The sequence below is a fragment of the Stenotrophomonas sp. 78350_Sma genome (assembly GCF_056482105.1).
This window is the reverse complement of the sequence record NZ_CM151182.1, coordinates 1,948,655-1,968,494: the sequence shown is the minus strand read 5'-3', so window position 1 is coordinate 1,968,494 and position 19,840 is coordinate 1,948,655. Positions and strand designations below refer to the sequence as shown.

Annotated in this window: 16 protein-coding genes; 8 read left to right on the top strand and 8 right to left on the bottom strand. The window is 67.5% G+C overall.

The features are described 5' to 3' along the window. Positions 1 to 32: 32 nt before the first annotated feature. Positions 33 to 626: an LOG family protein gene (locus tag ACZK4H_RS09290; protein WP_049428514.1), complete on the top strand. Its 594-nt coding sequence runs from the start codon at positions 33 to 35 to the stop codon at positions 624 to 626. Between the two features lie 19 nt (positions 627 to 645). Here the strand turns inward: ACZK4H_RS09290 and ACZK4H_RS09285 are convergent, their stop codons facing one another. Beyond that, positions 646 to 3,489, bottom strand: a complete 2,844-nt coding sequence (locus tag ACZK4H_RS09285) for a bifunctional diguanylate cyclase/phosphodiesterase (RefSeq protein ID WP_099552314.1) — start codon at positions 3,487 to 3,489, stop codon at positions 646 to 648. A 247-nt stretch (positions 3,490 to 3,736) separates the two neighbouring features. Between ACZK4H_RS09285 and ACZK4H_RS09280 the strand changes: the two genes are divergently transcribed. The 5 genes from ACZK4H_RS09280 to ACZK4H_RS09260 all read left to right on the top strand — a co-directional run bounded on the left by ACZK4H_RS09280 (position 3,737) and on the right by ACZK4H_RS09260 (position 7,926). Next, on the top strand, positions 3,737 to 4,255 hold the full coding sequence (locus ACZK4H_RS09280) for an RNA polymerase sigma factor (protein WP_241896739.1): 519 nt from the start codon (positions 3,737 to 3,739) through the stop codon (positions 4,253 to 4,255). Further along, positions 4,252 to 5,259: a hypothetical protein gene (locus tag ACZK4H_RS09275; RefSeq protein WP_164145998.1), complete on the top strand. Its 1,008-nt coding sequence runs from the start codon at positions 4,252 to 4,254 to the stop codon at positions 5,257 to 5,259. The genes ACZK4H_RS09280 and ACZK4H_RS09275 overlap by 4 nt, the downstream gene beginning before the upstream one ends. 40 nt (positions 5,260 to 5,299) lie before the next feature. Next, positions 5,300 to 5,896 (top strand): IMPACT family protein, encoded by a 597-nt coding sequence (locus tag ACZK4H_RS09270; RefSeq protein ID WP_099551214.1) that lies wholly within the window; start codon positions 5,300 to 5,302, stop codon positions 5,894 to 5,896. Next, positions 5,889 to 7,661, top strand: coding sequence for an ABC transporter transmembrane domain-containing protein (locus ACZK4H_RS09265; protein WP_099603824.1), 1,773 nt, complete (start codon positions 5,889 to 5,891; stop codon positions 7,659 to 7,661). The genes ACZK4H_RS09270 and ACZK4H_RS09265 overlap by 8 nt, the downstream gene beginning before the upstream one ends. A 70-nt stretch (positions 7,662 to 7,731) precedes the next feature. Beyond that, on the top strand, positions 7,732 to 7,926 hold the full coding sequence (locus tag ACZK4H_RS09260; RefSeq protein WP_049458055.1) for a hypothetical protein: 195 nt from the start codon (positions 7,732 to 7,734) through the stop codon (positions 7,924 to 7,926). Between the two features lie 231 nt (positions 7,927 to 8,157). Here the strand turns inward: ACZK4H_RS09260 and ACZK4H_RS09255 are convergent, their stop codons facing one another. From ACZK4H_RS09255 to ACZK4H_RS09245, 3 genes are all read right to left on the bottom strand, one after another. Next, complete coding sequence (locus ACZK4H_RS09255; RefSeq protein WP_099551173.1) at positions 8,158 to 9,282, bottom strand: prephenate dehydrogenase; 1,125 nt, start codon at positions 9,280 to 9,282, stop codon at positions 8,158 to 8,160. Then, positions 9,279 to 10,187, bottom strand: a complete 909-nt coding sequence (gene pdxY, locus ACZK4H_RS09250) for a pyridoxal kinase (protein WP_099551174.1) — start codon at positions 10,185 to 10,187, stop codon at positions 9,279 to 9,281. The genes ACZK4H_RS09255 and pdxY overlap by 4 nt, the downstream gene beginning before the upstream one ends. Before the next feature lie 623 nt (positions 10,188 to 10,810). Beyond that, positions 10,811 to 12,010: an MFS transporter gene (locus ACZK4H_RS09245; protein ID WP_099551175.1), complete on the bottom strand. Its 1,200-nt coding sequence runs from the start codon at positions 12,008 to 12,010 to the stop codon at positions 10,811 to 10,813. A gap of 72 nt (positions 12,011 to 12,082) precedes the next feature. Between ACZK4H_RS09245 and ACZK4H_RS09240 the strand changes: the two genes are divergently transcribed. Further along, positions 12,083 to 12,880 (top strand): AraC family transcriptional regulator, encoded by a 798-nt coding sequence (locus tag ACZK4H_RS09240; RefSeq protein WP_099551176.1) that lies wholly within the window; start codon positions 12,083 to 12,085, stop codon positions 12,878 to 12,880. Positions 12,881 to 12,985: 105 nt separating this feature from the next. On the opposite strand, the gene dnaJ is transcribed toward ACZK4H_RS09240, so the two are convergent. From dnaJ to hrcA, 4 genes are all read right to left on the bottom strand, one after another. Continuing rightward, positions 12,986 to 14,113, bottom strand: a complete 1,128-nt coding sequence (gene dnaJ, locus ACZK4H_RS09235; RefSeq protein WP_099551177.1) for a molecular chaperone DnaJ — start codon at positions 14,111 to 14,113, stop codon at positions 12,986 to 12,988. Positions 14,114 to 14,267: 154 nt separating this feature from the next. Further along, on the bottom strand, positions 14,268 to 16,190 hold the full coding sequence (dnaK, locus tag ACZK4H_RS09230; RefSeq protein ID WP_099551178.1) for a molecular chaperone DnaK: 1,923 nt from the start codon (positions 16,188 to 16,190) through the stop codon (positions 14,268 to 14,270). A gap of 180 nt (positions 16,191 to 16,370) precedes the next feature. Next, a complete protein-coding gene (grpE, locus tag ACZK4H_RS09225) occupies positions 16,371 to 16,886 on the bottom strand; it encodes a nucleotide exchange factor GrpE (protein ID WP_099551179.1) in 516 nt (171 codons plus the stop codon). Between the two features lie 63 nt (positions 16,887 to 16,949). Next, positions 16,950 to 18,014 carry a heat-inducible transcriptional repressor HrcA gene (gene hrcA, locus ACZK4H_RS09220; protein ID WP_478473074.1) on the bottom strand — a complete coding sequence of 355 codons (1,065 nt, stop codon included), beginning with the start codon at positions 18,012 to 18,014 and terminating at the stop codon, positions 16,950 to 16,952. Between the two features lie 115 nt (positions 18,015 to 18,129). Between hrcA and recN the strand changes: the two genes are divergently transcribed. Then, a complete protein-coding gene (recN, locus tag ACZK4H_RS09215; protein ID WP_099551181.1) occupies positions 18,130 to 19,791 on the top strand; it encodes a DNA repair protein RecN in 1,662 nt (553 codons plus the stop codon). Positions 19,792 to 19,840: the final 49 nt, after the last annotated feature.

The following is a 19,840-nucleotide window of genomic DNA, read 5'->3' as shown; positions in this document are numbered from 1 at the left end:
TTTTCGTTTCCGGCCAAGAGACAGGAAGATCCATGAAATCGATCTGTGTGTACTGTGGTTCCAACGCTGGCAGCAAGCCGGCCTACACCGAACGCGCCATTGCCCTGGGTGACCGCATCGCCCGCGATGGCCTGCGCCTGGTGTATGGCGGCGGCAACGTCGGCCTGATGGGAACCGTGGCCAATGCCGTGCTCGCCGCCGGCGGCGAGGTGACCGGCGTGATCCCGCGCCAGTTGGCCGATTGGGAAGTGGCCCACCGTGGCCTGACCGAACTGGAAATCGTCGGTTCGATGCATGAGCGCAAGTCGCGCATGTTCGACCTCGCCGATGGCTTCGTTACCCTTCCCGGCGGCTTCGGCACCATGGAAGAGATCTTCGAGATGCTGACCTGGCGCCAGCTGGGCATCGGCAACAAGCCATGCGCGTTCCTCGACGTGGAAGGCTTCTACGCCCCGTTGATCGGCATGATCGACCGCATGGTGGAAGAGCGCTTCCTGCACCCGGACCAGCGCCAGGACCTGTGGTACGGCTCGGACATCGAAGAGATGCTGGAGTGGATGAAGAATTACCAGCCGGCGCAGGCCTCGAAATGGATCGACGAGAAGCGCCGCGCCGCCCTGCGATGATGCAACAGTACGCGGCGGCTCAGGCCGCCGCGTGCGCCCATGGGGCGGGCCGCCCCAGCAGGTAGCCCTGGCCGTAGTCGCAGCCCAGTTCACGCAGGGTCTGCCGCTGCGCATCGGTCTCGATGCCTTCGCCGATGGTTTCGATGCCCAGCGTGCGCGCCAGCGACAGCACGCCCTCAACCAGTGCGCGCGTACTCTGCACCTCCGGACCATGCAGGCCGGCGATGAAGCTCTGGTCGATCTTCAGCGTGCTGATCGGGAAGCGATGCAGGTAGGACAACGCGGAGAAGCCGGTGCCGAAATCATCCAGCTGCACCTGGATGCCGCGCTCGCGCAGGCCCTGCAGGATGCGCAGCGTGTGCGGACCGTCGTCCAGCAACGCTACCTCGGTGATTTCCAGGCGCAGCCGGCGCGGATCGGCACCGCAGCTGTCGAGCAGGCCGAACAGGCGATCACTGAACTCCGCCGAGCGGAAATGCCGGGGCGACACGTTCACCGAGACGTAGCCTTCGCCCCCCCGTGCCAGCCCCGCGATGACCTGTTCGTAGATCAACCAGTCCACCTGCTCGATCAGGCCGCTCTCTTCGCCCAGTTCCAGGAACGCGCCGGGCAGCAGCAGGCCACGGCGCTCATGCTGCCAGCGAAGCAGCGCCTCGTGACCGACCACTTCGCCGTCGGACAAGCGCACGATCGGCTGGTAGAACGGCAGGAAGTCGCGGTTGTTGATCGCACGGCGCAGATCGGCTTCCAGGTCCAGGCTGCGCATGGCTTCCTCGCGCATGTCCTCGTCGAAGATCGCACAGCGGTCATGGCCCTGCGCCTTGGCCCGGTACATCGCTGCATCCGCATCGCGCAGCAGCTCCTCACCGGTGCGGTAGCGTGGATTCCACAGGGCAATGCCCAGGCTGCCGGACGGAAACAGTTCGCGCCCGGCGATCCACATCGATTCCTGCAACGCCAGCAGCAGCCGCTGGCCGAAATCCAGTGCCTGCGCCAGGCCCTGCGGGCACTGCAGCAGCACAGCAAACTCATCACCGCCGAGCCGTGCCACCACATCTTCGGTACCGGCCATCGACACGATGCGCTTGGCCACTTCCACCAGCATGCGGTCACCGGCCGCATGGCCGATGCTGTCGTTGACCAGCTTGAAGCGGTCAAGGTCGAGGAACAGAACGGCAAATACCGGCCCGCCTTCACGCTTGGCCAGTGCCAGGGCATCCTGCAGGCGATCCAGCAGGTGCAGGCGGTTGGGCAGGCCGGTCAACGCATCGTGCATGGCCTGGTGGGTCAGGCGCTGCTCGGCGCGCAGGCGCTCGCCGATCTGGCCGAGCAGCTTCTCGTTCACTTCGGCCAGCTCGCGGGTACGCTCTTCCACGCGCTTTTCCAGCTCGGCATGCGCCGAACGCAGCCGTTGCTGGTCGCGCTGCCGGGCCAGCCCGGTGCCGATGTTCTGCGCGACAAAGATCAGCAGGCGCTGGTCATGCACGCTGAACGTGCTGTTCTCGCTGTAGCTCTGCACCACGATCGCGCCGACCACTTCGTCGTCGCGCAGCAGCGGCACGCCCAGCCAGCAATGCGAGCGCGCGCCGGATTCGCGCACTTCACCACTGGCCAGCAGCGCATCGATCTGCGCGCGTGACGCCAGCAGCGGACGCCGGTTGCGCACCACATACTCGGTCAGGCCACGGCTGAACGGCCGTGGCGCGCGGCTGGCATTGTGCTCGTCCACCGAATAGACGAAGTCCAGGCCGTTGCCGGCCGGGTTGACCAGGGCGATGTAGAAATTGCGGGCATCGAGCAGGCGCCCGACCACACCGTGCACCTGGCCGTAGAACTGGGCCAGGCTGTCGGCCGACATCGCCATCTCGGCGATGTTGTACAGCGCGGTCTGCAGCTGTTCGGCGCGGCGACGCTCGGCCACCTCATCCTGCAGGCTGCGGTTGGCGCGCTGCAGTTCCTGGGTGCGCCGCTCCACCTGCTGCTCCAGCCGCACCTGCGCCTGGCGCCGGTCCATCGCGGTCTGCACGTGCTGCGCAACGAAGCCCAGCAATGCGCGCTCGGCCTCGCCATAGCGGGCCGCCTGTTCATAGCTCTGAACCACGATGGCACCGCATACGCGGCCATCGCGCAGCATCGGCACGCCCAGCCAGTCCAGGCTTTCGGGCCCACGCTGCGGGTCGTGCTCCTGTTCCATCACCTGCGCCAGCAGTTTGCGCGAGGGGCCACTGAGCGGCTTGCCATGGCGCAGCAACGCCACGGTCAGGCTGCGCGGCATCTCGCTGGCGTCATGGCTCTGCGTGGGATCGGCGACAAAGTCATCGACCTGATCGGCGAAGTACAGGAAACGGATCTGGTCGCGCACATCGTCGTATTCCACGATGTAGCAGTTCTCGGCATACATCAGCGTGCCCAGCACGCCATGCACGTGGCGCAGCATCTCGGGCATTTCCAGGTCGGCACCGGCCAGGTCGGCGATCTGGAACAGGGCCTGTTGGAGCCGCTCGGCTTCTTCCAGTGCCCTGATCTGGCCGGCCTGGCGGCCGCGCTGCAGGGCCAGCTCCATTGCCTGCCGGGCCAGCCCCCACCACGCGGGTGAAGGCGCCGCGCCCGCAACCGACAGCAGCAGCCGCGCACCGTCATACTCCCAGCCGTGCTGGCCATCGCCGGTGCCGGGTTCCACGGATGCAGCGCTGTCAGTTGCAAGCAAGGGCCAGCCCCCCTGGCCATATCCCAGCTGCGGGTCGTCCCAGCCGACGCGGACCACGGCCGTTTCCGGCAAAAGCGCATGCAACGCGCGCACCAGCGCCGTGCTCAGCACGGCCTCGTGTGGTGGCTCTTCCGCCGGTTCAGCATGCGTGGACAAATGACAATCTCTTGGCGCCGTCTGTGCGTCGCCTCCCCTGAGCCGCCGAGCATAGCGCGCCACCCGGGGGGCAATGGAAGCCCGTAAACCCCGAATCGTGCGCCCGTACGTTTTTCCTGCTGTCCGTAGCCCCTTCCGAGCCATGACCCTCGCCCTGCCCGCCCCCGCCACCGGCTATGCGCCATCGCCTGCAGGCCTTACCCTGTACGCCGTGGAAGCCAGCGCACTGCCAACCGATGAAGCCTTGATGCTGGCCTGGGCCGGTGGCGACCTGCGTGCGTTCGAAAGCCTGTATGCGCGCCATCGCAAGCGCCTGTTCGGCTTCCTGCTGCGGCAACTGCGCGACAACGCGCTGGCCGAGGAGATCTTCCAGGACGTCTGGCAGCGGGTGATCAGCGCGCGCGCCGGCTGGCAACCCGAGGCAGCGTTCAGCACCTGGCTGTTCCGCATCGCCCACAACCGCCTGAACGACCATTGGCGTGCCGCCCGTCATCGCCCGGCTGCACCGGCCGACGCCGATCTGCGCCTGGCAGCGATCGAGGATGGGCAGACCCCGGAAGGCGAGCTTTCCGAATTCGAACAACGTCGCCGCATCCAGCTGGCGATGGAACTACTGCCGCCCGAGCAGCGCGAAGTGCTGCAGCTGCGGCTGGATCAGGAACTGAGCCTGGAGGAGATCGGCCAGATCACCGGCGTGGGCCGGGAAACCGTGAAATCGCGGCTGCGCTATGCGATGGACAAGCTGCGTGCGGGACTGAACGCATGAACCGAGACGAACCCCTGACGCCGGAAGAACGCGAGCTGGCCCGGCTGCTCGGCCGTCGCGCCGAGCAGGCTCCGCCCGCTGCGCTGGATGCTGCCATCCTGGCCGCGGCCCGCGCTGCCGTAGACCCGCCGGCGGCCGATGCGGTCGCCTCTCCCGAGGCGCCGCGCACGCAGCGCACCCGCCCGCGTTGGCCGGCGGTGTTCGGCATCGCCGCCTCGATGGTGTTTGCCATCGGCATCGCCTGGCAGCTGCGTCCGGAACCGCCGCCGGTTCCGGCCGGCGAAACGCAGGTCGCCGCCGCGCCTGCCGCTGACGACGGCGTGGCCGACCAGACCGCCGAAGGCAATGCCGCCGAGACTGCGATGGCTCCGGCTCCGCCCGCACCAGAGGCGGCGCCACTCGCCGCACCTCAGTCGGTGCCCCCCGCCGCTTCCCAGGCGGCGCCCGCCGCCGCCCGCGCCCCGGTGCCAGCCCCGGCAGCGCCTGCTGAAGCGCCGGCTCCCGCCCCGGTGAAGGCAGCGGCGGCACGCGCACGCGTCGCAGAGCCTGTCGCCGATACCGCCTTCGCAGCGTTGCCACCACCTCCGCCGTCAGCGGCGCCTGTGGCACCGGTTGCCTACGCCGCACCCGCTCCGGCATCCGCACCGGCTCCGGTCGGCGCCATGCAGGCGCGCAGCGCTGCGCCAACCGCAGCCAGCACAGCCGACGCCGAACCGGCTCCGGCACTCGATCGGGTCCAGGTCACTTCCAGCAAGCGCGTTGCCACCAACCGCTCGGCACCCGGCGTCATGCGTCGCGGCAGCGAAGCCGGACTGAGTGCGGACACGGTGCAGGCCGAAGTAGACGCCGACGCGCGCCTGCCGCGCCGGCAATGGCTGCAGAAGATCCGCGAGCGCCGTGACCAGGACCAGCGCGACCTCGCCCGCGCCAGCCTGGAACGCTACATCCAGCAGTACCCGGAATCGCGACTGCCGCGCGACCTGCGCCCGCTGCTGGACGACTGAAGCGGACGGGAATACCCGGCAACCCCGTAGAATGGTGGGAATGCCCGATACCCTCGCCCAGCCGGTCAGCCACACGCTGGAAGTCAAACACAGCCGTTTCATCGCCCATGCCACGCCGATCGATGGCGCCGCAGCGGCCATGGCATTCCTGCAGCAGGTCGCGGTGGCCGATGCCACCCACAACTGCTGGGCCTACCGGCACGGGCAGGACTATCGCTCCAGCGACGATGGCGAGCCGGCCGGCACGGCTGGACGTCCGATCCTGGCGGCGATCGACGGCCAGGGTTTCGACCAGGTGATGGTGGTGGTGACGCGCTGGTTCGGCGGCATCAAGCTCGGGGCCGGCGGCCTGGTCCGGGCGTACGGCGGCGCCGCCGCAGAATGCCTGCGCACCGCACCGCGGCTGGCGCTGGTCGCCATGGCACGGCTGCAGCTGCAGGCCGGCTTCGAAGACCTGGGCACCCTGCATGCGGCCCTGCCGGCATTCGGCGCGGAGAAGCGCGATGAACAGTTCGACGCGAACGGGGTGCGCCTGCGCGTTGAATTGCCGGCCGATCAGGTCGACGCATTGAAAATCCGCCTGCGCGACGCCACTCGTGACCGTATCCGCATAGAAGACGACCACCAGGATGACTGACAAGGACGGCGCCCCCGCCTCGCCCCCGCCACTGCGCCGCCTCGGCAGCCTGCGCACGCTATGGCCGTTCGTGCGCCGCCACAGTGGCCTGTTCACCGCCTGGCTGCTGGCCCTGGCGGTGTCTTCGGCGGCCACGCTGAGCCTGCCGCCGGCGGTCAAGCAGATGATCGACCATGGCTTCAGCAGCGGCGGCCAGATCAACCGCGCCTTCGCCCTGCTGATGCTGGTGGCCGTGGTGCTGGCCCTGGCCACCGCCGCACGCTTCTACTTCGTGTCACTGCTGGGCGAAAAGGTCGTCGCCGACCTGCGCAGCCGCCTGTATGCACACCTGATCCAGCTCGGTGCCGGGTTCCATGACCGCAGCCGCAGCGGCGAGCTGGTCTCGCGCCTGACCGCCGACAGTGAACTGCTGCGCAGCGTGGTCGGCTCGACCATGTCGGTGGCATTGCGCAGCAGCGTCACGGTGGTTGGCAGCCTGGCGATGCTGTTCGTCACCAGCCCACGGCTGGCGGCGTGGTCGCTGCTGGGCATTCCGCTTGCGGTCCTGCCGATCATCATCGGTGCGCGCAAGCTGCGCACTGTCGCGCGCAGCAGCCAGGACCGCATCGCCGATGCCAACAGCCTGGCCAGCGAGACCCTGGGCGCCGTACGGACGGTGCAGGCGCATGCACGCGAGCCCTACGAGCGCGGCCGCTTCGACCACGCACTGGGCGATGCCATCAAGGCCGCGCGGCGCCGCATCGGTGCGCAGTCGCTGGTCACCGCCAGCGCCATCCTGCTGGTGTTCGGCGCCATCGTCGGCGTGCTGTGGCTGGGTGCGCACGATGTCATCGACGGTCGCCTCAGCGCAGGCACCCTGGGCCAGTTCGTGCTGTATGCACTGATCGGCGGTGGCTCGGTCGGTGCGCTGGCCGAAGTCTGGAACGAACTGCAGCGCGCGGCCGGCGGCATGGGCCGCATCGGCGAACTGCTGCAGGAAGACATCGAGATCCGCGCGCCGGCGCAGCCGCACGTGCTGCCGCAGCCGCTGCGTGGCGAGATCCAGTTCGACGACGTGGTGTTCCACTATCCGCAGCGCCCGGACCAGGCCGCGCTGGACCATTTCAACCTGCATGTCCGCCCGGGTGAGACCGTGGCTTTGGTCGGCCCGTCGGGCGCAGGCAAGAGCACGGTGCTGTCGATGCTGCTGCGCTTCCACGATCCGGCCGGCGGCCGCATCTGCGTGGATGGCATCGACGTGCGCCAGGTCGACCCGGCCGAACTGCGCGCGCAGCTGGCGCTGGTGCCGCAACAGCCGACGCTGTTCGCGGCCAGTGCACGCGACAACATCCGCTATGGCCGCCTGCAGGCCAGCGACAGCGAGGTCGAGGCTGCCGCACGCGCCGCCGAGGCGGACGGCTTCCTGCGCGCGTTGCCGCAGGGCTATGACAGTGAGCTGGGCGAGCGTGGCGCCCGCTTGTCCGGCGGCCAGCAGCAGCGTGTGGCGATTGCCCGCGCACTGCTGAAGGACGCACCGATCCTGTTGCTGGACGAAGCCACCAGCGCGCTGGACGCACAGAGCGAGCATGGCGTGCAGCAGGCCCTGGAGCGCTTGATGGCGGGCCGCACCACGCTGGTGATCGCGCACCGCCTGGCCACCGTACTCAAGGCCGACCGCATCGTGGTGATGGACCAGGGCCGCATCGTGGCGGAAGGGACGCACGCACAGCTGCTGGCCGAAGGCGGCCTGTACGCTGAACTGGCACGACTGCAGTTCATCGATTGATGACGGCCGGCTAACATCGGCGGAGTGAAGCTGGCACCGCATCAACAGCATCCGCTGAAGGAGGTGCAGGATGTCGTTCCGTCAGTTTCCCGCCGTCGACAGCAACGGTGAAAGCCACATCATCATCGAGTTCAAGCCCGAGGCGAATGGCAGCGGGCACCACTCCGAAGCCACGCCCCGTTACGAGCTCGACGACGGTCGATTGCTGGTGCGCAATGGCCGCGAATTCACCACCAGCGGTGGTGAGCTGAGGCTGACGATCTGAGGTGCGCCGGGCATGGCCCGGCGCGACCGGATTTCGCATCGCCCTGCTCTGGCAGGTGCCGACCTTGGTCGGCACGCGTTTCGCCAAAAGCAGTCGAGCATGGCTCGACGCTACAAGAAGGCGTGGTCAATTTTTGACCAGACATCTTGACAGCCTTGGCTGCCAAGGGCTGCGCGCGGTTATCCACATGTTTGCGCAGAAGCCATCCACACCGCCTGTGGATGAATGCGATCAGCCGAGCACGCGCCCGATGCCGCTGGCGTCCACTTCGGCCGCCGCCACGGTGATCGCTGCAGGGTCGCTGCCCGCAACGAAACCGATGCGGAAATGGACTTCGCCGCCAGGGGTGCGCGAGGAGTGGATCGAAGCCAGGCTGATGCGATGCTGCTCGAACACGTTCAGCAGTTCGCGCAACGACCCCGGCCGGTCTTCCGGCAGGTGCACCGACAGCGCGTTGCGCTCGGTCAGGTCTGCCAGCAGATAGCCCACGCGTTCGAAGGTGTAGTTGCCCTCGGCCAGCGCCTGCTCGCCGAACGCGCTGCGATTGGCCGACAACAGCTGCTCACGGAATGCACTGCGTGCAGTGTCGTCGCCCTGCCCGACCTGGGCCTGCAGGGCCTGAAGTTGGGCGACCAAGCGCTCCAGCATCGGCGCAACGTACGGGTTGCCGAACTGGATGTCCTCATAGATTGCCGGGTTCAACGACAGGATGCGCGAGATGATTGCGGTATCCAGTTCGAACGACGCCGAGCGGTACGGCATCATCGCGGCCAGGTCGCCCAGCTGCGGCTGGTACTGGCGCAGCACGCCGGCCTGGGCCAGATGGGTGGCGTGCACCATCGCCTGCACCAGCGCCATCATCTGGTCGTGGTGCTGCGGGGTGGCGCGCACGCACTCGGCCTGCAGCGTCGCGCACAACGCATCGACCCAGGGTTGCCAGTGCTTCAGCCGTGCTTCGCAGACCACCATTACCCGGCCCTTCAGGGTGGGTGCCTTGGGCGGCGCGGTCATCGGGTGCAGCCCGACCACCTCGGCCTGCGAGGCCAGCATCGCCTGCACCGGCGCCTCTTTCACCGAGGTCACGTCCAGCCACAGGCGATCGCGCTCGCGGCCTGCGGACTGCCGCACGTATTCGGCGATCAACGCGGGCGTATGCCGGATCGGCGCCGAGAACACCAGCACGTCGGCCAGCGCCAACAGGTGTTCCGGCGTATGCGAGTCCGGATCGGCCGGATCGTGGCCGATCACCTGCAGCTGCATGTGCTGCTGGAAGAAGCGGCTCAACCAGCGCCCGTAGGCGCCGGCGCTTCCGACGATGCCGACCGTGCGCGGCGTGCGTTCGAGCAGGCCGCTCATGCCACGCGTTCGGCGCGGAAGCGTGCGCCATCGGCCAGGGCAGCGGGTGCTGCGACGATCACGTCGAACTCTTCGAAACCGTTGTCCAGGGTCGCTTCCAATGCCGCATGGGTACCGGCGATGGCGCGCGAGATCGCCTGCTGCATCGATTCACCGCGCAGCAGGAACGACACCACCAGCGACATCAACACATCGCCAGTGCCGGCCACGTCCACCGGCAGCAGCGGCGAGGTCCAGCGCCAGGTTTCCTCGCGGCCAACGGCCAGGGTCACCAGTTCACCCGGGTTGCCGCCCACGCTGTGCGCGATCACCCAGTGCGGACCACGGTCCAGCAGCGTGCGTGCGGCGGCGATGGCATCGGCTTCGGCCAACGCAGGCATGCCGGTAAGGCGATTGAGTTCGAATGCATTCGGCGTGACCAGCCAGGCATGCGGCAGCAGGCGCTCGGCGAAGATCGCTTCCAGGCCCGGCTCCACATAGGGGCCGGTGTGCGTGTCACCAATCACCGGATCCAGGCAGTAACGCAGCTGCGGGCAGGTCGGCAGGATCTCGTCCAGCCAGTCGGCGAAGGCAGCACCGTTGGCGGTGCTGCCGAAATAGCCGGACACCAGCATCTTCGCCCGCTGCGGCAGGCCGCGCTCGTGGGTGCCCAGCAGCAGGTCGGCGAACCAGTCGGCGGGCAGCACGCGACCGCGCGTGGTGTCGTAGAACGGCGCATTGCTGAGCAGCACGGTCGGAATTTCGGCTACGCGCACGCCGAGTGCGCGCATCGGCGGTACGGCGGCGCTGTTGCCGGCATGGCCGTAGACAAGTTGCGACTGGACCGAGATGACATCGATCGGCGACGGGCCGTCGGGCCGCAGGCGGCGGCCGTGGACCAGGTGGTTGTCAAGGGATTCGCTCATGACCGCATTCTACGCCCAAGGGGGTTTTCGGCAGGGCTTGCAGCCCTGCACCTGCTCAATGCAACGGCAACGGCAAAAGCCAAAGCGGGCTATCCGTGGGATGGCGGGGCGGTGTCGGAGTGCGGGGACGCCGTGAACCCGTCCTTGGGGGCTTGGCAGCCGCATCCATGCGGCTGACACCCCGCACTCCGACACCGCCCCACCTCTGACAGGTTCACGCGGCTGTTGGTGGGTGCCGACCGTTGGTCGGCACATCTGTCGGATACCGAATGAATTCATCCACGCATGGCGTGGCTCTACTGGCAACTGCGGCTGTTGGTAGGTGTCGACCGTTGGTCGACACGTCTGTCAAATATCGATATCCGACCCCGTGCCGACCAACGGTCGGCACCCACCAAAGCAGAACGCTGTCCGACAGATCGCGGCCAACTGTCGAAGGCGGGGTGGGTCCGGTTGAGGGGGCGTGAGCCGCATGGATGCGGCGACCGAGCTTACATGGACGTACTTGCAGCGTCCCCCTCAACCGGACCCACCCCGCCAACCCACGGATAGCCAGCTTCTGCTGTTGACGTTGACGTTGCTTCGGCAGGTGCAGGGCTGCAAGCCCTGCAAACCAAACCCCCTCAGTGAGCAGCAGGCCGCGACGGCGGCAGCCACGCCGCCACGATGCCCAGCAGCGGCAGGAACGCGGTCAGCTGGTAGACGTACTCAATGCTGGTCTTGTCCGCCAGCAGGCCTAGCACGGCAGCACCCAGACCACCCATGCCGAACGCAAAGCCGAAGAACAGGCCGGACACCATGCCGATGCGGTGCGGCATCATCTCCTGCGCATAGACCACGATCGCCGAAAACGCCGAGGACAGAACGAAACCGATCAATACCGCCAGCACCGTGGTCCAGAACAGGTCGGCGTGCGGCAGCATCAGTGCGAACGGCGCCACGCCCAGGATCGAGGTCCAGATGATCGGCTTGCGGCCGATGCGGTCTCCCAGCGGGCCACCGAGGAAGCCGCCGGCGGCGGACGCCACCAGGAACGCGAACAGATGCAGCTGCGCCTGCGCGACCGGAATGCCGAAGTGGTGGATCAGGTAGAAGGTGAAGTAACTGCCGATGCTGGCCATGTAGAAGTACTTGCTGAAGATCAGCACCAGCAGGATCGCCAGCACCTTGGCCACGGTGCGCGGCGGATGGCGTGGAGCCATCGAGGCGGTGCTGGCCGGGCGCGGGGTGCCCAGGTGCAGCGCGTACCAGCGGCCGACATAGGTCAGCAATGCGATGCCGATCAGGGCGGCGCCGGCAAACCACGAGGCGGCATGCTGGCCGTACGGCACGATCACCGCCGCTGCAATCAGCGGGCCCAGCGCGGTACCGAAGTTGCCGCCGACCTGGAACACCGACTGCGCGAAGCCATGGCGGCCCCCCGAGGCCAGCCGCGCGATGCGCGAGGCTTCCGGATGGAAGATGGCCGAACCAATGCCGACCATCGCCGCCGCCGTCAGCACCACCGCATAATTGGGCGCGAAGCCGAGCAGCAGCATGCCGCACAGGGTCGAGGCCATGCCGATCGGCAGCGAGTACGGCGCCGGACGGCGGTCGGTGGCCATGCCGATCAACGGCTGGAAGATCGAGGCGGTGAGCTGGTAGGTCAGCGTGATCAGGCCGATCTGGGTGAAGCTCAGGTTGAAGCCGCCCTTGATCACTGGATAGATGGCCAGGATCAGCGACTGCATCATGTCGTTGACGACATGCGAGGTGGAAATGGCAGCCAGCACGCCGGGAGCCACCGGGCGTGAGGTTGTTGCGGGAGAAGCCAGAGTCGACATGGACACAGTCAGGTTGGGGGCGAGCCACGCATGCTACGGTTGCGCTCTCTTCCCTTCTGCCGCGTTCGGGTCATGCCCTATCGCAAAAAGGACATTGCCAGCGACGTCGATCCGGCCGCACCGTGGCGGGAGGTGCCGCTGCATCGCCCTGTCACCTACCGGGTCACCCAATACCCGGCCGGCACCCATATCGCCGGGCACAAGCACCAGCGCCACCAGCTGGTCTACGCCATCTCCGGACTGATGGTGGTGCGCTCGGAGGTGGGCCGCTGGGTAGTGCCCTCGACCCGCGCGATCTGGATGCCGGCGGGCATGGTGCACGCGGTGGACTGCATCGCCGCCGTGCACATGCGCAGCCTGTACATCGATCCATCGTTCGCCCCGCAGTTGCCAGCCGAACCGTTCGCGGTGCAGGTGGCACCGCTGCTGCGCGAACTGCTGCAGGCAGCCACCCTGATCAAGGGCGAGCACATTGAAGACAGCCGCGATGGCCGCGTGGTGCGCCTGCTGCTGGACGAACTGCATCGCATGGACGTGCTGCCGCTGCACCTGCCCGCCCCCACCGATCCGCGTCTGCAGCGGATCTGCCAGCACCTGCAGAAGCATCCGGGTGACGACGCCACGCTGCAGGACTGGGCGCAGGCGCTGGAGGTGGACGTGAAAACCATCCAGCGGCATTTCGCCGGCGAACTGGGCATGACCTTCGGCCAGTGGCGGCAGCAGGCGCGGTTGCTGGCGGCGCTGGAACGGCTGGCGGTCGGCGACAAGGTCATCGATGTCGCGATGGCGATGGGGTATGACAGCCCCAGCGCGTTCACCAGCATGTTCAAACGGCAGCTGGGGCAAACGCCGGCGGCGTTTTTCCGGTGAGCATTCCCCGGTAGCGCCGGGCCACGCTGGCAGAATGCAGCCGCGCCCGCAAACGAAAACGCCGGGCATCGCCCGGCGCTACCGTTCAACGCTTCCGTTGAAAACTCAGGACGTCATCCGGTCCCAGAAGCCCTTTACGCCATCCATGAAGGTGGCCGACTTCGGCGAATGCTTGCGCGCTTCCTCACCGACGAAGGTGGCTTCGAACTGCTCCAGCAGCTTGCGCTGCTCGTTGGTGAGGTTGACCGGGGTCTCCACCACCACGCGGCAGTACAGGTCGCCCTCGCTGCGGCTGCGCACCGAACGCACGCCCTTGCCGCGCAGGCGGAACAGCTTGCCGGTCTGGGTCTCGGCCGGGATGCGGATTTCCGCTTCGCCACCAAGGGTGGCCACACGCACGGTGTCGCCCAGTGCCGCCTGCGAGATGCGGATCGGCACTTCACAGTGCAGGTCGTCACCATCGCGCTGGAAGATCGCATGCTCGCGCACGCGCACTTCCACGTACAGGTCACCTGGCGGCGTGCCGGCCGGACCAGCCTCGCCCTCGCCCTGCAGGCGGATGCGGTCACCAGTATCGACGCCCGCCGGCACCTTCACCGACAGCACCTTGTCTTCCTCGACACGGCCGTTGCCGTGGCAGGTCTTGCAGGGCTTGGCGATGATCTGGCCACGGCCGCCGCAGTTGTGGCAGGCCTGCTGCATGGCGAAGATGCCGCGCTGGATGCGCACCTGGCCGCGGCCATGGCACACGTTGCAGGTCTCGACCTTGCCGTCTTCCGAGCCACTGCCATCGCAGTCGCCGCACTCGGCCAGGGTCGGGATCTCGATCCGGCGCTCGACGCCGCGCACGGCTTCTTCCAGGTCCAGCTCCATCACGTAGCCGATGTCGGCACCGCGACGGGCCTGGCGCGGACCACCGCCGCCACCGCCAAAAATGTTGCCGAAGATATCGCCGAAGATATCGTTCATGTCCGGGCCGCCCGGACCGCCACCACCGCCCATGCCGTGTTCGAACGCGGCGTGGCCGTGGCTGTCGTACATGCGGCGCTTGTTGCCGTCGGACAGCACTTCGTAGGCTTCCTTGCACTCCTTGAAGGAGGCTTCGGCCGCCGCATCACCCGGGTTGCGGTCCGGGTGGAACTTCATCGCGCAGCGACGGTAGGCCTTCTTCAGCTCTTCGTCGGTGGCAGTGCGGGCAACGCCCAGCACTTCGTAGTAATCGCGCTTGCTCATATCGTGGATCTGGTTCCGGAAAGTCGGGATTCGTCAAAGCGGAAGAGCGGAACCAGGTCCGCTCTTGCGTCGGGCGCCCCGACACGCCGGTGGGCGGTCAGGACCCTGATGCGACAACGGGACGCTGGTTGCCAGCGTCCCGTGTCGGTCCGGATCAGGACTTCTTGTCGTCCTTGACTTCGGTGAACTCGGCGTCGACCACGTCGTCCTGCGCCTTGCCGGCATTGCCGGCATCGGCACCCGGGGCACCGCCCTGGTCGGCCGAAGCAGCGGCGAACAGCGACTGGCCAGCTTCTTCCAGTGCCTTCGACTTGGCTTCGATCTGTGCCTTGTCGTCACCCTTCATCGCGGTCTCCAGGTCGGCCAGCGCCGCCTCGACCTTGCCGATCACTTCGCCACCGACCTTGCTGCCGTGCTCGGTGATCGCGCTGCGGGTGCCGTGGATCAGGGCGTCGGCCTGGTTGCGGGCCTGCACCAATTCCTGGAACTTCTTGTCTTCTTCGCGGTTGGCTTCCGCGTCGGCGACCATGCGTGCGATCTCTTCCTCGGACAGGCCCGAACCGGCCTTGATCTCGACCTTCTGTTCCTTGTTGGTCTTCTTGTCCTTGGCCGACACATGCAGGATGCCGTTGGCGTCGATGTCGAAGGACACTTCCACCTGCGGCAGGCCACGCGGGGCCGGCTCGATGCCGGACAGGTCGAACTTGGCCAGCGACTTGTTGAAGCGGGCCTGTTCGCGCTCACCCTGCAGCACATGCACGGTCACGGCCGACTGGTTGTCCTCGGCGGTGGAGAACACCTGCGAGGCCTTGGTCGGGATGGTGGTGTTCTTCTCGATGATCTTGGTGAACACGCCGCCCATGGTCTCGATGCCCAGCGACAGCGGGGTCACGTCCAGCAGCAGAACGTCCTTGACGTCGCCGCCCAGCACGCCGCCCTGGATCGCAGCACCCAGTGCCACGGCTTCGTCCGGGTTGACGTCCTTGCGCGGTTCCTTGCCGAAGAACTCGGTCACCGCCTGCTGCACCTTCGGCATGCGGGTCTGGCCACCGACCAGGATCACTTCGCTGATGTCGCTCGAACGCAGGCCGGCATCGTTCAGGGCGACGCGGCACGGCTCGATCGACTTCTTGATCAGGTCTTCCACCAGCGCTTCCAGCTTGGCGCGGGTCAGCTTGATGTTCAGGTGCTTCGGACCCGACGCGTCAGCGGTGACGTACGGCAGGTTCACTTCGGTCTGCTGGGCGCTGGACAGCTCGATCTTGGCGCGCTCGGCAGCGTCCTTCAGGCGCTGCAGGGCCAGCGGATCCTTGCGCAGGTCGATGCCCTGGTCCTTGTTGAACTCTTCAACCAGGTACTCGATGACGCGGTTGTCGAAGTCTTCGCCGCCCAGGAAGGTGTCGCCGTTGGTGGCCAGCACTTCGAACTGCTTCTCGCCGTCGACGTTGGCGATCTCGATCACCGAGACGTCGAAGGTGCCGCCGCCCAGGTCGTACACCACGATCTTGCGATCCTTGTTGTCGCCCTTGTCCAGGCCATAGGCCAGCGCGGCCGCGGTCGGCTCGTTGATGATGCGCTTGACGTCCAGGCCGGCGATGCGGCCGGCGTCCTTGGTCGCCTGGCGCTGGCTGTCATTGAAGTAGGCCGGCACGGTGATGACCGCTTCGGTGACCTTCTCACCGAGGAAGTCCTCGGCGGTCTTCTTCATCTTTTCCAGCACCTTGGCCGAGATTTCCTGCGGGGCCATCTTCTTGCCGTCGCTGGTCGACACCCAGGCGTCGCCATTGTCATGGGCCAGGATGCCGTACGGGACGTGCGCGATGTCCTTCTGCACTTCGGCGTCGGTGAACTTGCGGCCGATCAGGCGCTTCACCGCGTAGAAGGTGTTCTTCGGGTTGGTCACGGCCTGGCGCTTGGCCGAGGCGCCGACCAGGACTTCGCCGTCCTTGGTGTAGGCGACGATCGACGGGGTGGTGCGATCGCCTTCCGAATTCTCGATGACGCGGGCCTTGCCGCCGTCCATGATCGCCACGCACGAGTTGGTGGTGCCGAGGTCGATACCAATGATCTTGCCCATGGGGGAGACTCCTGAGGATGCTTGTTGGGGTCAGTCCGGCCGTTCGGCCGGTGGATGAATACGATGTGGGGGAGGCTCGTGGAACATTCAAGCCATCTCCCGAACGCTGTGTTTCCGGTCGTCCGGCGCGTTCAGCGTCGGGCCGGGTCGCGGGTCATTCCGCCTCCCGGCCCGGCAGGGTCAGTCGGCGGCCACCACCACCAGCGCCGGCCGCAGCAGGCGCTCGTTGAGCAGGTAGCCCTTCTGGAACACGGTCACCACGGTGCCGGGGGCGGCGCCCGGGGCCGGCACCTGGCTGATGGCCTGGTGGTGTTCCGGGTTGAACGGCTGGCCGGTCGGGTCCAGCAGGACCAGGCCATTGTCACCGGCAACCTTCAGCAGCTGCTTGTAGGTCAGCTCCAGGCCTTCGCGCAACGGGTGGGCGTCGTCGCCGGCAGCCTTCAGGCCAGCATCCAGGCTGTCGAATACCGGCAGCAGCTCCCCAAGCAGCTTCTCGTTGGCGAACTTGCGGGCCTGCTCGATGTCACGGGCAACGCGCTTGCGCTGGTTCTCCAGGTCGGCGCGCTCACGCAGCGCATCGGCCTTGACCTGTTCAACTTCAGCGCGCAGGCGCTCCACTTCGTCATTGACGCCGGCGGCGGCGGCCGCATCGGCGGCACTCTGCTGGGATTCGATATCTGGATGTTCGTGGTTCATGTCTGGGTCCCTGGCGGTCAATCTCCGCCTCCACCCACCCTAGTGTGGGCGGGATGCTGCGTTTCAAGCGTCGGATGTTCCCGGCGTGCGGCGGGCCGGCGAAAAGGCCGCGCCGAGCACATCGGCGGTGGCCTTGACCAGCGGGATCACACGGTCGTAGGCCATCCGCTTGGGGCCGATCACGCCCAGCACGCCCAGCACCTGGCCGTTGGCGGTGTACGGGGCGGTGACCAGCGAGACGCCCTGCAGCGGCATCATCCCGGTCTCCTCGCCGATGAAGATGCGCACGCCGGGGGCCTGGATGGTCCGTTCCAGCAGCTGCAGGATTTCGCGTTTGCTGGAGAACAGCTCGAAGAGCTCGCGCAGGCGCTCAAGGTCGGACAGGTCCTGTACCCCCATCAGGCGGGTCTGGCCGGCCACCAGCATGTCGTCGGCCGCCGGCTGCAGGGCCTGCTCGGCCAGCTCGATGCTGTGCGCCAGCAGCTGCTCCAGCTCGGAACGGGCATCGCGTAGTTCCAGCAGCAGGCGAGTGCGGATCTCGGCCATCGGCAGGCCGGCGAAATGGGCATTGAGGTAGTTGGCCACCTGCTCCAGCTGGCCCGGCGCGAACTCCTGGCGGGTCTCGATGACCCGGTTCTGCACCTCGTTGTCGGCAAACACCAGGATCGCCAGCACCCGGCGCCCGTCCAGTGCCACGAAATCGATCTGGCGGAAAGCAAACTGCTCGCGCCGCGGCGCACTGACCACGCCGACGAAGTGGCTCATCGCCGACAGCAGCTCCGAGGCGCTGCCGAGCAGGGCCTGGGTGCTGCCGCCACCGGCCAGCTCCTGGCGCAACCGGGCCAGCTCGCCCTCGCCCGGCGGCTGCATCTGCAGCAGGCTGTCGACGAACACCCGGTAGCCATGCGCGGTCGGGATGCGCCCGGCCGAGGTGTGCGGTGACGCCAGCAGCCCCAGGTCTTCCAGGTCGCCGAGGATGTTGCGGATGGTGGCCGGACTGACCTCCAGGCCGGCCACGCGCGCCAGCGTCTGCGAGCCGACCGGCTCACCGTCCTGGATGTAACGCGCGATCAGCGTGCGCAGCAGATGGCGCGCACGTGGGGCAAGCTGGTCGGGAGAACCGTGCATGGAATCAACCTGTGAGACACGGACACTAGATAATGGCGGCGCATCACCTTGGCAAGTCATTGGACCTCCCTCGCCCGCGTGCTAGCGTTGCGCGGCTGCTGATACCCCCGTACCCATGCTCAGACATCTTTCGATCAAGGATTTTGCCGTCGTCCGCGCCACCGAACTGGAGTTCGGGCCAGGCATGACCGTGGTTTCAGGCGAGACCGGCGCCGGCAAGTCGCTGATGGTCGACGCGCTGGGCTTCCTGTCCGGCCTGCGCGCCGACAGCGGCGTGGTCCGCCACGGCGCCGCCCGTGCCGAGCTTTCGGCCGAGTTCGCGTTGGAGCAGCTGCAGGCCGCGCGCCAGTGGCTGGCCGACAACGAGCTGGACGACGAAGAACAATGCCAGCTGCGCCGCGTGATCCGTGCCGACGGCGGTTCGCGGGCGTGGATCAATGGCCGCCCGGTGACCCTGGCCCAGCTGGGCGACCTGGCCTCGTTGCTGGTGGAGATCCACGGCCAGCACGAACAGCAGGCCCTGTTGACGCGCCCGTCGCAGCTGGCCCTGCTGGACGCCTATGCCGGCAACGAAAACGAGCGTCGCCAGGTGCGCCGCGCCGCTGCCGCCTGGCAGGCGCTGGTCGATGAATCGCTGGCGCTGTCGCAACAGGGCGACGTGAGTGACAGGATAGGCTTCTTGGAACACCAGCTGCGCGAACTGGACCGTGAAGACCTGGAGCCGGAGTCGATCGCGGCACTCGGTGCCAGCCACCGTCGCCAGGCCCACGCCAGCGCCCTGCTGAGCGCCTGCCAGGCCGCCAGCAACCAGCTCAACGGCGACGACGGCAGTTCCGCACTGGACCTGCTGCAGCAGGTGCGCCACGAGCTGTCGCGCCTGATCGAACACGACCCGCGCCTGGGCGAGGTGGACGGCCTGATCGAGAACGCCTCGATCCAGCTGCACGAAGCCCTGTCGCTGCTGGACCGCGTACATGACGACCTCGACGCCGACCCGGAGCAGTTCGAGGAGAATGAGCGCCGCCTCGGCCGCCTGCACGACCTGGCCCGCAAGCACCGCGTGCCGATGGACGAGCTGGGCGCGCAGCGCGAGCGCATGCACGCCGAAGTGGAGCAGCTGCGCGGCGCCGACGAACGCCTGCAGCGCCTGGCCGGCGAGATCGACAAGGCCGCCGCCGCCTGGCGCGCACAGGCCGAAGTGCTGACCGCCAGCCGTCGCAGCGCTGCTGCCGAACTGTCGGCCACCACCACCGGCATCATCGCCGAGCTGGGCATGGGCGGCGGCCAGTTCCTGATCGAACTGGAACCGCAGGACGCCGGCAAGCCGGACCCGCAGGGTGCCGAGCGTGTGGAGTTCCTGGTGGCGGCCAACGCCGGCCAGCCGCCGCGCGCCCTGCGCAAGGTGGCCTCGGGCGGTGAACTGTCGCGCATTTCGCTGGCCATCGAAGTGGCCGCGCTGGACCTGGATGCGGTGCCGACCATGGTGTTCGACGAGGTCGACTCCGGCATCGGCGGCGCAGTGGCGGACATCGTTGGCCAGAAGCTGCGCGCCCTCGGCGAGAAGCGGCAGGTGCTGTGCGTGACCCACCTGCCGCAGGTCGCCTCCAAGGGCCATGCCCATTACCGGGTCAGCAAGGCGCCGGTGGAAGGCATGACCCAGAGCGCGGTGGAAAAGCTGGACAGCAAGGCGCGCGAGGAAGAGCTGGCGCGCATGCTGGGCGGCGTGGAAGTGAGCAAGGAAGCGCGCGCCGCCGCCCGCAAGCTGCTGCAGGTGTAACGCCTGTTCGCGGTTATCCACGCATGGCGTGGATCTACAACGCGCGCGG

Bases quoted from the DNA above. Each gene is read 5' to 3' on its own strand.
- ACZK4H_RS09290 (WP_049428514.1), top strand. From the start codon at position 33: ATGAAATCGATCTGTGTGTACTGTGGTTCCAACGCTGGCAGCAAGCCG.
- ACZK4H_RS09280 (WP_241896739.1), top strand. From the start codon at position 3,737: ATGCTGGCCTGGGCCGGTGGCGACCTGCGTGCGTTCGAAAGCCTGTAT.
- ACZK4H_RS09275 (WP_164145998.1), top strand. From the start codon at position 4,252: ATGAACCGAGACGAACCCCTGACGCCGGAAGAACGCGAGCTGGCCCGG.
- ACZK4H_RS09270 (WP_099551214.1), top strand. From the start codon at position 5,300: ATGCCCGATACCCTCGCCCAGCCGGTCAGCCACACGCTGGAAGTCAAA.
- ACZK4H_RS09265 (WP_099603824.1), top strand. From the start codon at position 5,889: ATGACTGACAAGGACGGCGCCCCCGCCTCGCCCCCGCCACTGCGCCGC.
- ACZK4H_RS09260 (WP_049458055.1), top strand. From the start codon at position 7,732: ATGTCGTTCCGTCAGTTTCCCGCCGTCGACAGCAACGGTGAAAGCCAC.
- ACZK4H_RS09255 (WP_099551173.1), bottom strand. From the start codon at position 9,282: ATGAGCGGCCTGCTCGAACGCACGCCGCGCACGGTCGGCATCGTCGGA.
- pdxY (WP_099551174.1), bottom strand. From the start codon at position 10,187: ATGAGCGAATCCCTTGACAACCACCTGGTCCACGGCCGCCGCCTGCGG.
- ACZK4H_RS09245 (WP_099551175.1), bottom strand. From the start codon at position 12,010: ATGTCGACTCTGGCTTCTCCCGCAACAACCTCACGCCCGGTGGCTCCC.
- ACZK4H_RS09240 (WP_099551176.1), top strand. From the start codon at position 12,083: ATGCCCTATCGCAAAAAGGACATTGCCAGCGACGTCGATCCGGCCGCA.
- dnaJ (WP_099551177.1), bottom strand. From the start codon at position 14,113: ATGAGCAAGCGCGATTACTACGAAGTGCTGGGCGTTGCCCGCACTGCC.
- dnaK (WP_099551178.1), bottom strand. From the start codon at position 16,190: ATGGGCAAGATCATTGGTATCGACCTCGGCACCACCAACTCGTGCGTG.
- grpE (WP_099551179.1), bottom strand. From the start codon at position 16,886: ATGAACCACGAACATCCAGATATCGAATCCCAGCAGAGTGCCGCCGAT.
- hrcA (WP_478473074.1), bottom strand. From the start codon at position 18,014: ATGCACGGTTCTCCCGACCAGCTTGCCCCACGTGCGCGCCATCTGCTG.
- recN (WP_099551181.1), top strand. From the start codon at position 18,130: ATGCTCAGACATCTTTCGATCAAGGATTTTGCCGTCGTCCGCGCCACC.